The following is a 14075-nucleotide window of genomic DNA, read 5'->3' on the forward strand; positions in this document are numbered from 1 at the left end:
CGTCGGCGACGCGGCCGCAACCCCGGGTGAACCGGTCGCCAGCGTGGAGTTTCAGTTTCACCGAGCTACGAAAGGGACTTTACGTGACGGCCGGGTAGGCCACCTACAGAATGACCTCGCAGCAGACGACACTCGGCGAGGGCGCCACCACGGCCGAGGAGCTGGCCGAGGGGCAGCGCGAGATCTCCATCGCCGAGTTCTTCGAAAAGAACAAACACATGCTCGGGTTCGACTCGGGCGCCCGGGCCTGGTGACGGCGGTGAAGGAGGCCGTCGACAACGCCCTCGACGCGACCGAGGAGGCCGGCATCCGACCGGACATCTACGTCGAGATCCGGGAAGTCGGCGACTACTACCGGCTCGTCGTCGAGGACAACGGACCGGGAATCACCAAAGAGCAGCTCCCCAAAGTGTTCGGGAAGCTCCTGTACGGCTCACGGTTCCACAAGCGCGAGCAGAGCCGAGGCCAGCAGGGGATCGGGATCTCGGCGGCCGTGCTCTACTCACAGCTCACCTCCGGCAAGCCCGCGAAGATCACCTCCAGAACCGAGGGCAGTGCCGAGGCGGAGTACTTCGAACTCATCATCGACACGGACACCAACGAGCCCGAAATCGGGACCGCGGAGACCACCTCCTGGGACCGCAGTCACGGCACTCGCATCGAGTTGGAGATGGAGGCTAACATGCGGGCCCGAAGCCAACTCCACGACTACATCAAACACACCGCGGTCGTCAACCCCCACGCCCGAATCGAGCTCCGGGAGCCGGGGCTCGACGAGCCGCTGAAGTTCGAACGCGCGACCGACCAGCTACCAGCCGAAACCGAGGAGATCCGCCCCCACCCCCACGGCGTCGAACTCGGGACGCTGATCAAGATGCTCGACGGGACCGACTCCTACTCGGTCTCCGGGTTCATGCAGGGGGAGTTCACCCGTGTCGGGAAGAAGACCGCCGACAGCGTCGTCGACAACTTCCGCGATCGCCACTTCGGTCGGGAGCTCGGCTGGCCCGCCCGCAACGGCGCGCCCGCCGCCGACGTAGCTGCCGACATCAAGAACGCACTCCGGGAGGCGGTTTCGAACAAGGGCGCCGACGCGACCGACACGTTCGCCGAGCGCGTCGCCAACAGCCTGACCGAACGCGAACGGACGAGCTACTCCCAGCTCGTGGATATCGTCGCCACCGTCGCCGAGGAAGTGGGCACTGACACGGGCAAGACGTTCGGGGCGACGGTCCGGGAGAACGCAGTGGAAGCGGCGTGGGCAGAACTGACTTCGTTCGGCCAGAAGGGCGTCGACGAGAACGGCGAGGACGCCGATCTCGACCGCCTCACCCCCACGCTGTACGAACTCGTCGACGACGCCACCTCGACGCGGAAGGACGACGCCGCGGTCCACGGCCTCGCCGAACGGCTGGCTGAACGGTTCGTCGCGCTCGGCGACGACGGCCCCAACCGGATGCGACTCCCGCTCGACGATCTGAAGACGCTCGTCCACGAGGCCGCCGACACCACCGAGGAGTACGACGACGAGACGTTCGGCGACACCGCCCGCGAGAACGTCGTCGAGGCGCTCTGGTCGCGGATGGTGACGGTGTCGGCCGATCCGCCGAACGTGGCCGAGATCGCCGGCGACCGGGACACCGCCTCCGAACTGCTCGAGGCGATGCGGGAGACCGACATCCTCTCCCCGCCGACGGACTGTCTCGCGCCGATCACGGCCGAACTGGTCGAGGCCGGCCTCCGCAAGGAGTACGACGCCGACTTCTACGCCGCCTCGACGCGGGACGCCGAAGTTCACGGCGGCGACCCGTTCGTCGTCGAGGCCGGCATCGCCTACGGCGGCGACATCCCCGCCGACGGGAGCGTCGAACTGCTACGCTTCGCCAACCGGGTGCCGCTGGTGTACCAACGCGGCGCGTGCGCGACGACCAACGTCGTGAAACGCATCGGCTGGCGGAACTACGGGCTCGATCAGCCCGGGGGCTCGGGGATGCCCAGCGGCCCGGCGGTCATCTCGATCCACGTCGCCTCGACGAACGTCCCCTTCACCAGCGAGTCGAAGGACGCGCTGGCGTCGGTGCCGGCGATCGAAGACGAGATCGAACTCGCGATCCGCGAGGCCGCCCGCGACCTCAAGTCCTACCTCAACAAGCGCCGATCGATGGCCAAGCGCCGGGAGAAACAGGACGTGCTCGGGCGCATCCTCCCGCAGATGGCCGACAAGGTCGCCCAAGTCACGGGCCGGGATCACCCCGACATCGAGGGGCGATGGCCCGGATCATGAACAACGTCGGCGTCGATCGCGAGCGCGACGGCGAGACGGTGACGCTGAAAGTCGCGAACCACTCCGACCGGAACGAGAGCCTGGAGATCACCGAGATCGTCTCCGCCGAGCCGGACGGACTGCCCGATGCCGTCGACCCGATCGAGATGGACGGCGAGTGGTTCCTCAACTGGAACCCCGAGGTGAGTTCGGGCGAGACGGTCGAACTCGAGTACAGCCTGCCGACTGACGCCGACGCCGACGCGACCGTCGACGGCGTCGACGACGAGAAACTCACGGTGAACGCATGAGCAGCAAAGACACCACCGACGCGGAGGCACGGGAACAGCTGATCGATCTGGCCGCGGAGTTCTACGACCAGTTCGCGGCCGGCGAGATCCCCCGGATGGAACTGCCCACCCGGACGAAAAGCAACATCGAGTACGACCCCGAGAAGAGCGTCTGGGTGTACGGCGACCGCACGTCGACGCGCTCGGCAAACTCCGTCAGCGGCGCGCGGAAGCTCCTCAAAGCCGCCTACACGATCGAGTTCCTCGCGAACCAGTTGGACGAGGACCGCTCCTCGACCCTGCGAGAACTGTACTACCTCTCCGAGTCCTGGGACAACGAGGAGGCCCAGTTCAACGGCCAGGACGAGTCGAACAACCTCGTCGAGGACTTGGAGATCGTCACGGGCGTCACCCGCGAGGACTTCCACATGCGCCCGGAGGAGTCGGGGGCGACCCTGATGGGGCCGCTCGAACTCCGCGAGCAGACCCGCCGCGGCGAACGCGAGATCCACTGTCAGCTCGACGTTGGCGAGGGGGGTACCAGATCCCCAACAACCCGGACACGATCGAGTTCCTGGATCACGATATCGACTTCGTGCTCTGTGTCGAGACGGGTGGGATGCGTGACCGCCTGATCGAGAACGGGTTCGACGACGAGTACAACTGCCTGATCGTCCACCTGAAGGGCCAGCCGGCCCGGGCGACCCGCCGCATCACGAAGCGGCTCCGCGACGAACTCGATCTGCCCGTGATGGTGTTCACGGACGGCGACCCCTGGTCCTACCGGATCTACGGCTCGGTGGCGTACGGCTCGATCAAGTCCGCACACCTCTCGGAGTACCTCGCGACGCCGGAGGCGGAGTACGTGGGGATCCGCCCCAGGACATCGTCGACTACGACCTGCCGACGGATCCGCTGTCGGACTCCGACGTGAACGCCCTGGAGTCGGAACTCGAGGACCCGCGCTTCCAGACGGAGTTCTGGGAGGAGCAGATCGAACTCCAGTTGGACATCGGCAAGAAGGCCGAACAGCAGGCGCTGGCCTCGCGCGGGCTGGACTTCGTAACCGACACGTACCTGCCCGAGCGACTGGAGACGATGGGCGTCCTGTAGCCGGCGGTTCTCCCCGGTACGTTTCCGCTTTTCCCGCCACCCCACAAGCTGGGGTATGCAGTTCCCTGACCCCCACGACGCGGGCGGCTTCGACCGGGTTCCCCCGAACAGGTCGATATCGATCCCCAGGCCGTCGAGGACGCCGTGAACTTCCACCTCACGCACGGCACCCCCGACGAGACTGTCGAGTACCACATGCCCGACCTCGAGCCGTTCGACGAGACGGAGGGCGAGTTGGGCGACTTCCTCGGGCCGGTTCCGGACCGCCGCGGCGGTCCCGCGGGTATGATCCTCAAGCGGGGCCAGGTCGTCGCCGAGTGGGGCGACACCGAGCGCGTCGATCACTGCTTCTCGTGTGCGAAATCGTTCCTGAGCATCGCCGGCGGCGTCGCGTGGGACCAGGGTCGGTTCGAACTGGCCGATCGGGTCGCAGAAGATATAGCGGATGGCGGTTTCAACAGCGAACACAACCGCCAGATAACGTGGGAACAGCTGTTTCAGCAGACCTCCGAGTGGGAGGGCGAACTGTTCGATCGCCCGGACAGCATCGACCGCAACCGCGGCGTGGGGAAAACCGACGGGCCGGGCAAAGAGCAACCTCGGGAGCTGGAGGAGCCCGGCACGTTCTGGGAGTACAACGACGTGCGGATCAACCGGCTCGCGCTCTCGCTGCTGCGCTTGCACGCCAAACCCCTCCCGCGGGTGCTCGCCCACGAGGTGATGGACCCCATCGGCGCCTCCCGAACCTGGGAGTGGCACGGCTACTACAACTCGAAGGTCGACGTCGAGGGGCGGACGATGGAGTCAGTCTCCGGCGGCGGCCACTGGGGCGGCGGCTTCTGGTCGTCGACGAAGGATCTCGCTCGCGCCGGTCACCTGATGCTCAACGACGGCGAGTGGGACGGCAAACGCCTGCTGAGTGAGGCGTGGGTGGAGAAGGCGACCGAGCCCTGTGACGTGTACGAGAACTACGGCTACCTGTTCTGGCTCAACACCGACAACACCCTCTGGCCCTCGGCGCCGGAGTCGGCCTACGCCTTCCTCGGCCACGGGCAGAACGTCGTCTGGGTCGACCCCGAGCACGAACTGGTGGTCGTGCTGCGCTGGCTCGATCTGGCGGACGATCGCGACGAACGGGAGGATCAGGTCAACCAGGACCGCTTCCTCGAGAAGCTGTTGGCTGGGGTCTAAGAGCGTATTCGATCAGCCGAGAGTGACGGCCCCCATTCCGCCCGTGCGACAGTAGCCGCGGCTAGGCCGCCCACGTAGCCGGTGATAGCGATCGGGACGGCGAGTTCGGGAACGTCGTACAGGAGGTCGTCGACGAACCGGTCGAGCAGTGATCGCTGACTGCTAGCTCCCATCGCCACGGCGCGCCACATCCCCGTGATAATCCGTCCAGTCATGACGAACAGATACGAAAGCGCGAACGCGACCAGCGGTGAGTGTCGCCGGTAGCCAACCACTGCGGGCGATCCGAATATCGCGATCAGGGTCAACGCGAGCTTTAGCTTCCCCATCGGACCAGTTCCGCCCGGACGCACCGACGGCGGGAGGTACAGGGCGACGAAGAGGAGGGCGTAGAGGGCCGCGTGAATTCGGAGGTCGGACCGGTCCGGGACCTGCCAGAGCACAGAGGACATTTCGTTCCCACCGGAAATCCGGCGAGAAGAAATAGCTTCGGCTCGTCGAAACACGACAGCCTTACGCCCGGTTGCCCGGAACCACGGAGGTATGTCCGACGCCTCCGACGAGATGCAGTATCACGTCGAACTCGAGCCCGGCGACGTCGCCGACAGCGTCCTCCTCCCCGGCGACCCCGAGCGCCTGGACAAGATCACGCCACTCTGGGACGACCACGAGGAGGTCGCGTACCACCGCGAGTACCGTACTGCGACGGGCACGTACGACGGCGCCGACATCTCCGTCACGTCCACCGGCATCGGCTCGCCCTCGGCGGCGATCGCCGTCGAGGAGCTCGCCCGCGTCGGCGCGGACACGTTCATCCGCGTCGGCTCCTGTGGCGCCATCCAGCCCGAGATGGACGTCGGCGATCTCGTGATCACCCGCGGCGCCGTCCGCCAGGAGGGAACGAGCAAGGAGTACGTCCGCGAGGACTACCCCGCCGTCGCCGACGAGGAGGTCGTCTCCGCGCTCGTCGCCGCCGCCGAGCGACTCGGCCACGACTACCACGTCGGCCTGACGATGTCGGCGGATTCGTTCTACGCCGGCCAGGGCCGCGAGGGGTTCGAGGGGTTCGAGGCCGCCGGCAGCGAGACGCTCGTCGAGGACCTCAAGAACGCGAACGTGATGAACATCGAGATGGAGACCGCCGCGATCTGCACCCTGGCGAACATCTACGGCCTGCGGGCCGGCGCCGTCTGCTCGGTGTTCGCGAACCGCACCACGGGGGAGTTTATGACCGAGGGCGAGTCCGTCGCCGCCGAGACGGCGAGCCTGGCGGTGAAACTGCTCGCGAAGATGGACGAGGTCAAGGCGGAAGCCGGTGCGGACCGCTGGCACGCCGGCCTGAGCCTGGAGTAGGCGCACGATCGACGGCGTCGATCTCCGTGGGACTGCCGACTCGTTCCGGAGCTGGTGACGTGTTTCGTGAGATCAGGAGAGATCCGACCACGCGCCCCAGAACCGCTGCAGCGCGGTCACGTGGCCGACGACCGCGAACAGGACCAACAGGAGTTCGACGGCGCCGAACCCGGCGACGATGCTGCCGGGGACGACGAAGGCGACGACGCCGACGACGCCGACGAGCGCGAGTCGGTCCGCGCGCCCGAGCAGGCCGCCGTACTCACGACCCAGCCCCACGGCCTGAATCTGCGTGCCGAGGTAGGAGGTGAGTAACACCCCTGTGACCGCGAGCAGGCCGAGCGCATAGGCGTCGGCGCCGGCGGCCAGGCCGGCGATGATGAGCACGTCCGCGTACCGATCGAGCACGTGATCCAGCAGGTCGCCGCCTTTCGAGTCGGTGCCGAGCTGCCGAGCGAGCGCGCCGTCGACCAGGTCCAACCAGCCGTTCGCGAACACGAACAGACTCGCCGCGAGGTAGAGCCACACCGGCCCCTGCCCGCCCGCGAGGGCGAACGCGCCCCCGGCCGCGCCGGCGAAGCCGAAGGCGATCACGCTCACGCCGTCCGGCGTGAGCCCCAGCGCCTTCGCGGCGTCGACGAACGGGACGAGCATGCGATCCGCGATATCGCGGTACTGATCGAGCGTCACAGCGCCCCCGTGAAGTCGACCGTGCCGGCCGACGGCTCGCGCTCGCCCCGGAGGACGGCGAGCACGTCGTCGACCACCGCCTCGACCGGCCGGTCGGTGGTGTCGATCTCGTAGACGTTTCCGTCGCCGTACGCCCGGACCGCTTCGCTGAGCACGATATCCAGCGCCTCGCTCTCGGCGTTCTCGGCGATCTTGGCTTCCGGTTCGTCGCGGTCCCGCAGTCGCGCCTCCAGCTCGTCGGGGTGACAGCGCAGAACCACCGCGGCGTCGGCCTCGAAGTGGTGGGCGAGGTGGGAGTCGAGCAGCCCGGACCAGTCGCCGAGGTACGCCTCGATCGCGTCGAAGTCAGCGACCAGCGAGCCGCGCTGCTCGTCCTCGCCCTCGTGGAGCCCCTCCTCGCGGATCAGATCATTCAGGTGGTGGACGGGGATCCCGAGGCGGTCGCCCACCTGCTCGGCGACGGTGGTCTTGCCCGTCCCCGGCGTCCCAGTCAGCGCGACGCGGTCGAACGCGAGCGCCTCGTCGGCGTCCGTCATACTTCGGCCGCCTCCAGCTCCGCCAACACGTCGTTCAGCGTCTCGACGGCGCGACGCGTCTCGGCTTCGGTGCCACAGGAGATCCGGATACAGCCCGGCAGGCCGAACGAGCTGCAGTCCCGGACGATCACGCCCTCCTGCTGGGCAGCCTCGGCGACGGCGCCCCGTCGCCGACCGCACAGAGCACGAAGTTCGCCTCGCTGTCGAACGTCGGCGCCTCGAGCTGCTCGTGAATGTGCTCGCGAGCCCACGCCGCGCTCTCGACGGATTTCTCGACGTGTGCCTCGTCGTCGAGTGCGGCCATCGCCGCCCGGAGTGCCGCCTCGCTGGCGGCAAAGGGAGTCGAGACTTTGGCGTACGCGTCGGCCCAGGCCTCGGGCACGAGCGCGTAGCCGATCCGCAGGCCGGCGAGCCCGTACGCCTTCGAGAACGTGCGGAGGACGGCGAGGTTGTCGTAGTCGTCGAGGAGCGCCGCTGCGGACGGTTCCTCGGCGAACTCGCCGTAGGCTTCGTCGACGACGACGAGCGTCCCCTCGTCAACGCCGGAAAGCAGCGACTCGATCTCCGACCGGGCCATCGTCGCGCCCGTCGGGTTGTGCGGCGAGGTGACGAACACGATCCGTTCACCGTCGTACGCGTCGAGGACGGTGTCGGCGGTCATCGCGAAGTCGTCGGCCTTCGAGAGCTCGTAGCGCCGCACGTCGCCGTGGTGGTAACGCGCGCTCATCCCGTAGTACGAAAAGCCGGGATCGGGCACGAGCACCGGATCGGCCGGATCGAGCATCGCCCGCGAGAGGTAGTCGATGGCGCCGTCGGCGCCGGGGCTGACCCAGACCTGTTCGGTCCCGAGATCCCACTTCTCGGCCAGTTTGGCCGTCAGGTCGGTGTGGGCGGCCTTGGGGTAGACGGATATCTCCGCGGCAGCGTCGCGAACCGCGTCGACGGCCGCGGGGCTCGCGCCGTGTGGGTTCTCGTTCGAGGAGAGTTTCACCAGCGCCTCCGGGTCGAGACCGAGGTCGCGAGCGACCTCCTCGACCCCCGTCCTGGAACGTACTCGACGTGGGCAGAGAGGTCCCGTGGTTGCATAGCGCGACGTTCTCGGTGATGGGGGATAAGGCTCCCGCCCTCCAGTCAGTCGGCTCGACGCGTTCGTCGTCGCTCCGGACGGACTGCCGGATGAAGGCGTCGGAAAATGATCGTTCGCAGTCGCCTCGTCTTCGATGAGGTCGGGCCTAGTCGGCCCGCTCCTCGATGAGCCGCGTCTCGACGGCGGCCTGCACGACCTCGGACACGTCGCCGAGGCTGTTGGAGTTGTTCGCCACGACGCCGTTGAGTAGCGCCTCGTGGTCACGCAGGCCGGCGACTACCAACGTGTCCTCCTCGGGCACGTCGTACGCCTGTGCGACCGCCGCGGCGACCACGTCGCCCTGGTCCTGCTCGTCGTCGGCGACGGCGTCGAGTAGGCCGCCGAAGATCTCGTCGGCGTCGACCTCGACGCGTCGCTTGAGCGTACCGGGCGACTCCACGTCGCCGCCGAGCAGCCCCGCGAGGTACCCCTTCACCGAGCCCACGATGTACTCGTCGAGGCTGTCCTCCCCGACCTGTTCGGCACGCCGCGCCGCGAACGCGCGGACGAACTGGTCCATCTCGATCTCGAGCGCCGAGCGCTCGTCGACGTCCTGCTTACGCGTCTCGAAGGAGCCGTCGTCCTCGTCTGTCTCGTCGGCACCGGCGTCGTGCTCGCTCGCGGCGTCCGAGCGCTCGTCGTCCGCATCGGCGTTCGGGTCGCCCGCGTCCGCCCCGTTCTCGCCGCGGTCGTCGCTGGTGGCGGCCCCGTCGTCGGCCTCCTCGTCCTCGGTCACCGAGGCGCCGGCGACGATCTCGTCGGCGTCGTTGGCGTTGTCGGCGTCGTCGGATCGGCGCCGGCGGCTGCTCTCGCGACCGCTCACGCCGTTGCCCGTGCCGAGCGTGTTGATTCGCCCCTCGATATCCCGTCGTCGGTCGTTGCCGCCGTTGTCAGTCATGGTTAGCACCGCGTGCGTTGTCGCGGGCTGCCCCAGCGGGCACCCACGCCCCTTTCCCGCACACACAGGGTCCGTCGGTGTAGAGTGAGAAAAAGTCAGCGGAGAGTATCAGTCGGTCCTGATCCCCGCCGCGCGGGAGCGCGCCCGCTCGACGACCGCCGGGCGTGCGGAGAACTGCACGCTGACGCGCTCGCCCGCGTACTCGGCACTCACGCGCCCGTGGTCGTGAGCCCACGCGAGGAACGCCTGCGTCGCGCCCGTGTTGGGCAGGTCGAACGTCGCCCGCTCGTTCGGTAGGGCATCGACGACGGCGTCGGCCAAGCGCTCGGTGCCGCGCCCCTCGAGGGCGCTGACGGCGACGGTCCCCGCCACCTGCTCCCCGGCGACCGCCTCGACTGCGCGCCGTCGAGCGGTGAGCTCCTCGTCAGTCACGAGGTCAGCCTTGTTGAGCACGATCAGTAGCTCACCCCGGGGGCGTCGATTTCGGCCAGCGATACCCGGAGCTTGCTACGCATCGCCGCGACCGGGTCGCTCGCGTCGACGACCAACAGCGCGGCGTCGCTGTCGGCGACGGCGTCGAGCGTCGCGCTGAACGAAGCGACGAGGTCGTGCGGGACCCCGTCGACGAGGCCAACCGTGTCGGTCAACAGGACCCGCCGGCCGTCGATCGTCGCTCGTCGAGTGGTCGTCTCGAGCGTCTTGAACAGGCGATCCGCGACCTCGGCGACGCCGTCGATGTCGTCGTGGTCGGGTGCCAGCCCCGCGATGGAGAGGTCGTCGGCCAGGCGGTGCAGCAGGGTGGACTTGCCCGCGTTCGTGTAGCCCGCGATGGCGACGAGGTCGAACCCCTGTGCCCGGCGCTCGGCGCGTCGGTCGCTCGCGCGGTCGCCCAGCGCGTCGAGTTTGCGCTCGACGGTCCGGATCCGCTTCTCGATGTCGACCAGCTGGGAGCCGGTCTCGGCCGCGCGCTGCATGTGGGTCCGCTCCTCGGTCTCCCGGACCCGCGGGCGCTCGTAGCGGAGTTTCGCCAGTTCGACCTGGAGGCGGGCGGCCTTGTCGCCGGCGCCGTCCTCGAAGATGTCCAGGACGAGCCGGTGCCGGTCGATGATCCGAACCCCGTCGGGGAGCAGCGCCGTCAGGGAACTGTACTGGCCGGGCGTGAGTTCGGCGTCGAACAGCACCGCGTCCGGCTCGGTCTCGACGACCCGGCGCGCCAGCTCCTCGGCCTTGCCGCGGCCGACGTTGTACTGACTGTCCTCCTCACGGCGCTGGGTGACCGCGTCGACGACCGCGTACGTCGCCGCGGCCGCGAGCCGCTCGATCTCGGTCGTGTCCGGGTCCTCGGGGTCCCGGGCGACGACGATCGCCGTCCGGTCGGCGTCCTCGATATCGGTTCGTGAGTGCTCAGCGCTGTTCGTTCGCTCTGCGTCCGTCTCGGCGTGTGGTGAGTCTTGCAACGTTCGGTAAGGGAGGGTCCCCCACCGATGCCGGACCACAAACGGCGTCGCCCCCGCCGGCAGCGGGAGACCCGAGGCTGTCTGGGTACGGTGCCTCAGTTGGTCTCCCGCCGGCGCTCACGGCGTGGTCGTGTGAGCGACGCGGGCTCAGTAGAAGTCGAGCTCCATCGGCTATTAACTGCTTCAGTGGCCGCTCGCAAAAAGCTACCGTCGGTGTGGGAACCTTACTCGTCTTCGAGTTCGTCGACGATCTCCTCGGCGTCGACGTCGGCGTCTTCGAGGTCACCCTCGATGTCCTCGAGCTCCTCTTCGAGCTCCTCGGCACCGCCCATGCCGCCCATCATGCCGCCCATGCCGCCCATCATGCCGCCGGCGCTGCCGTCGAAGACCTCCTCGACGACCACGCGGTCGAGCCCCAGCCGGTCCATCAGGTCCTGCGCGACCTGCTGCTTCTGGAACATCCACTGCTGGTTCATCTGCATCTGCTGGGTCGCCTCGATGTAGAGGGAGCGCTGCTCGACCTCTTCGGTCTCGGTGGTCTCCTCGCCCTCGTCGTCCTCGACGGTGACCTCCTCCTCGACCGTCTCGGTCTCGATGCGGAGCTCCGGCTCCATCTGGAGGTACATCCCCAGCAGGCCGGCGGCCTTCTCCTCGTCGTCGTCGACCACGTCGACGATCTCGTACTCGTACTCGAGATCCTCACCCGCCAGCGGGTGGTTGAAGTCGACGCGGGCGCGCCCGCCGATCACGGTCTCGACGTAGCCCTGCTCGCCGTCGATCTGGACCTGAGCGCCGGGGCGGCGGTCCTCCTCGTCGAGCTTGTTCGCGCTGACGGTGCGGACCTGGTCCTGCTCGTACTCGCCGAAGCCGTCCTCGGCGTCGATCTCGACGGTGCCCTCGTCGCCGACCTCGCCGCCGAGCAGCGCGTCGTCGACGCCGGGGAACACGTGGCCCTCGCCGACGACGATGATGCGCGGGGAGAAGTCGTACTCGTCGTCGTCGATGCCGGCCTCCTCGGCGACCTCCTTGCGGGTGGTGTCGACCACGCGGTCGTCGCTGACGGTGCGCACGTCGTAGTCGATACGGACGAAGTCGCCGTCCTGGATACCGGATTCGGTCTCTGCCTCGGCCTCGTTCGCCGCGTCGGCCTCGGCGTCGGCCTCGTTTTCGCTCATACCTCTACGGTCTCGTGTTCCACTCTTAAGGTCAACGTTTCGGGCCCAGACGCCGCCGAATGGGTAGTTTGCCGGCGCTGGCTGCCAACACGCCGCCACGAGAGGCCAGCCTTTTCGTCGCCCCCGCCGACCATCGAGCCATGTACGAGGTCGAGCTCAAAGTCGAGGCCGACCACACCCGCGTGCGCTCGGCGCTGTCGGGGGCGGGTGCCACCCCGGTCGATCACGTCCGACAGGTCGACACCTACTACGACGCCCCCACCGCGAGTTCGCCGAAACCGACGAGGCGCTGCGCCTGCGCGAAGAGACCACGCTCGATGACGGCGAGCCCGTCGAAACAACGACAAAGATGACGTACAAAGGCCCGCTCGTCGAACAGGCATCCAAGACCCGCGAGGAGTTCGAGACCGCCGTCGACGACGGCGACGCCGCCGCGGGCATCCTCGACGGGCTCGGGTTCGAGCCCGCCGCGACCGTCAGCAAGGAGCGCGAGCGGTTCGAGCTCGACGAGTACACGGTCACGCTGGATCAGGTCGACGAAGTCGGCTCGTTCGTGGAGGTCGAGCGGGCGGGGACTGAGTCGGAGATCGAACAGCTCCGCTCCGGCGCACAGTCGCTCCTGCGCCGCCTCGGGCTCGATCCGTCGGCGCAGATCCGGACCTCCTACCTCGGACTGTTGCTCGCCGAAGATACCCAGGAGTAATTTCCCCGGGCGAGATCGTTTCCGAAGGTTATAGAGTGTACCCCGCGGAACAGCCAGCAATGACGCGGAACATCCAGGTCTCCGAACTCGACCGGCAGGCGGTCGAGGACCAGCAGGTCGAAATCGTCGAGCGAAAGGGGCTCGGTCACCCCGACTCAATCTGCGACGGGATCGCCGAGAGCGTCTCGCGGGCGCTCTCCCAGCTCTATCTCGATCGCGTGGGGAAGGTGCTCCACTACAACACCGACGAAACGCAGCTCGCCGCGGGGCGGGCGGCGCCGAAGTACGGCGGCGGCGAAGTGATCGAGCCGATCTACATCCTCCTCGTCGGCCGTGCGACGAAGACCTACGAACACGAGGGCGAGGTCCTCGAACTCCCCGTGGACTCGACGGCGCTCGCGGCCGCCCGCGAGTACCTCGAGGAGAACATCCCGGAACTGGAGTACGGGACCGACGTGGTCATCGACGTGCGCCTCGGCGAGGGCAGCGGTGACCTCCAGGACGTGTTCGGCGAGGACGAGGTGCAGGTGCCGATGGCCAACGACACCTCCTACGGCGTCGGCCACGCGCCCCTGACCGAGACCGAAACGATCGTCAAGGAGATCGAGAACGGCCTCAACGGCGAGTACGCCGCCGAGAACCCCGAGGTCGGCCCGGACGTGAAGGTGATGGGCAAGCGCGAGGGCGACCGGATCGACGTGACCGTCGCGGTGGCGATGGTCGACGCCTACGTCGACGACCTCGACGCGTACAAGCGCGCCGTCGCCGACGTGCGTGCGTACGCCGAGGAACTGGCCCACGAGTACACCGACCGCGAGGTCGGCGTTGAGGTCAACACCGCCGACGACTACGAGGAGGGCTCGGTCTACCTCACCGTCACCGGCACCTCCGCCGAGCAGGGTGACGACGGCTCCGTGGGCCGCGGGAACCGTGCGAACGGCCTCATCACGCCGAACCGACCGATGAGCATGGAGGCGACCTCGGGGAAGAACCCCGTCAACCACATCGGGAAGATCTACAACCTGCTCTCGACGGCGACCGCCGAGGCCGTCGTCGAGGACGTCGACGGGATCCGGGACCTCCAGATGCGCCTGCTCTCCCAGATCGGCCGCCCGATCGACGAGCCCCACGTCGCCGACGCCCAGATCGTCGTCGAGGACGACATCGACGTCGCCGACATCGAGGAGGACGTGAGCGAGATCGTCGACGAGAAGCTGGCGAACGTCACCGACATCACCCGCGAGGCGATCGAGGGAGATATCTCCACGTTCTAGCCACCG

General features: G+C 68.0%; 10 protein-coding genes and 4 pseudogenes. 6 read left to right on the top strand and 8 right to left on the bottom strand.

Translation table 11 applies throughout. The annotated features are described in order from the left end of the window. Positions 1 to 110 precede the first annotated feature (110 nt). The 3 genes and pseudogenes from SY89_RS09560 to SY89_RS09570 all read left to right on the top strand — a co-directional run bounded on the left by SY89_RS09560 (position 111) and on the right by SY89_RS09570 (position 4857). Positions 111 to 2574 (top strand): annotated as a pseudogene (locus SY89_RS09560) (DNA topoisomerase VI subunit B). Continuing rightward, a pseudogene (locus tag SY89_RS09565) lies at positions 2571 to 3666 on the top strand (DNA topoisomerase IV subunit A). Before SY89_RS09560 ends, SY89_RS09565 begins: the two co-directional pseudogenes overlap by 4 nt. A gap of 144 nt (positions 3667 to 3810) precedes the next feature. Continuing rightward, on the top strand, positions 3811 to 4857 hold the full coding sequence (locus tag SY89_RS09570) for a serine hydrolase domain-containing protein (RefSeq protein WP_144427181.1): 1047 nt from the start codon (positions 3811 to 3813) through the stop codon (positions 4855 to 4857). Here the strand turns inward: SY89_RS09570 and SY89_RS09575 are convergent. Further along, the gene (locus SY89_RS09575) at positions 4854 to 5309 is read right to left on the bottom strand and encodes a hypothetical protein (RefSeq protein WP_054584045.1); all 456 of its coding nucleotides are present in this window, start codon (positions 5307 to 5309) and stop codon (positions 4854 to 4856) included. The two genes, SY89_RS09570 and SY89_RS09575, sit on opposite strands and share 4 nt — an antisense overlap. A 91-nt stretch (positions 5310 to 5400) precedes the next feature. On the opposite strand from SY89_RS09575, the gene SY89_RS09580 reads away from it, so the two are divergent. Then, a complete protein-coding gene (locus SY89_RS09580) occupies positions 5401 to 6210 on the top strand; it encodes a nucleoside phosphorylase (protein WP_054584046.1) in 810 nt (269 codons plus the stop codon). Between the two features lie 72 nt (positions 6211 to 6282). Here the strand turns inward: SY89_RS09580 and SY89_RS09585 are convergent, their stop codons facing one another. The 7 genes and pseudogenes from SY89_RS09585 to SY89_RS09610 all read right to left on the bottom strand — a co-directional run bounded on the left by SY89_RS09585 (position 6283) and on the right by SY89_RS09610 (position 12092). Further along, positions 6283 to 6900, bottom strand: coding sequence for a CDP-alcohol phosphatidyltransferase family protein (locus tag SY89_RS09585; protein ID WP_054584047.1), 618 nt, complete (start codon positions 6898 to 6900; stop codon positions 6283 to 6285). Further along, the gene (locus SY89_RS09590; protein ID WP_054584048.1) at positions 6897 to 7436 is read right to left on the bottom strand and encodes an adenylate kinase family protein; all 540 of its coding nucleotides are present in this window, start codon (positions 7434 to 7436) and stop codon (positions 6897 to 6899) included. Before SY89_RS09590 ends, SY89_RS09585 begins: the two co-directional genes overlap by 4 nt. Further along, a pseudogene (gene hisC / locus SY89_RS09595) lies at positions 7433 to 8522 on the bottom strand (histidinol-phosphate transaminase). The gene SY89_RS09590 and the pseudogene hisC overlap by 4 nt, the downstream one beginning before the upstream one ends. 146 nt (positions 8523 to 8668) lie before the next feature. Further along, on the bottom strand, positions 8669 to 9460 hold the full coding sequence (locus SY89_RS09600; RefSeq protein WP_054584049.1) for a hypothetical protein: 792 nt from the start codon (positions 9458 to 9460) through the stop codon (positions 8669 to 8671). Between the two features lie 108 nt (positions 9461 to 9568). After that, on the bottom strand, positions 9569 to 9913 hold the full coding sequence (locus SY89_RS17665) for a Rab family GTPase (RefSeq protein ID WP_204374436.1): 345 nt from the start codon (positions 9911 to 9913) through the stop codon (positions 9569 to 9571). 2 nt (positions 9914 to 9915) lie between these two features. Then, positions 9916 to 10917 carry an HflX GTPase family protein gene (locus SY89_RS09605; RefSeq protein ID WP_204374437.1) on the bottom strand — a complete coding sequence of 334 codons (1002 nt, stop codon included), beginning with the start codon at positions 10915 to 10917 and terminating at the stop codon, positions 9916 to 9918. A 224-nt stretch (positions 10918 to 11141) separates the two neighbouring features. Further along, positions 11142 to 12092: an FKBP-type peptidyl-prolyl cis-trans isomerase gene (locus tag SY89_RS09610; RefSeq protein ID WP_054584050.1), complete on the bottom strand. Its 951-nt coding sequence runs from the start codon at positions 12090 to 12092 to the stop codon at positions 11142 to 11144. Positions 12093 to 12232: 140 nt separating this feature from the next. Here SY89_RS09610 and cyaB point away from each other — a divergent pair. Together cyaB and SY89_RS09620 are read left to right on the top strand one after the other, a co-directional pair. Beyond that, positions 12233 to 12795: pseudogene (gene cyaB, locus SY89_RS09615) on the top strand (class IV adenylate cyclase). 59 nt (positions 12796 to 12854) lie between these two features. After that, a complete protein-coding gene (locus tag SY89_RS09620) occupies positions 12855 to 14069 on the top strand; it encodes a methionine adenosyltransferase (protein ID WP_054584051.1) in 1215 nt (404 codons plus the stop codon). The last annotated feature ends 6 nt before the right edge of the window (positions 14070 to 14075 follow it).

The sequence above is a fragment of the Halolamina pelagica genome, assembly GCF_001307315.1.
Lineage (GTDB): Archaea > Halobacteriota > Halobacteria > Halobacteriales > Haloferacaceae > Halolamina > Halolamina pelagica_B.

Excerpts from the sequence above, each read along its gene's own strand:
- SY89_RS09580 (WP_054584046.1), top strand. The coding sequence starts at position 5,401 with ATGTCCGACGCCTCCGACGAGATGCAGTATCACGTCGAACTCGAGCCC.
- SY89_RS09610 (WP_054584050.1), bottom strand. The coding sequence starts at position 12,092 with ATGAGCGAAAACGAGGCCGACGCCGAGGCCGACGCGGCGAACGAGGCC.
- SY89_RS09620 (WP_054584051.1), top strand. The coding sequence starts at position 12,855 with ATGACGCGGAACATCCAGGTCTCCGAACTCGACCGGCAGGCGGTCGAG.
- SY89_RS09575 (WP_054584045.1), bottom strand. The coding sequence starts at position 5,309 with ATGTCCTCTGTGCTCTGGCAGGTCCCGGACCGGTCCGACCTCCGAATT.
- SY89_RS09590 (WP_054584048.1), bottom strand. The coding sequence starts at position 7,436 with ATGACGGACGCCGACGAGGCGCTCGCGTTCGACCGCGTCGCGCTGACT.
- SY89_RS09600 (WP_054584049.1), bottom strand. The coding sequence starts at position 9,460 with ATGACTGACAACGGCGGCAACGACCGACGACGGGATATCGAGGGGCGA.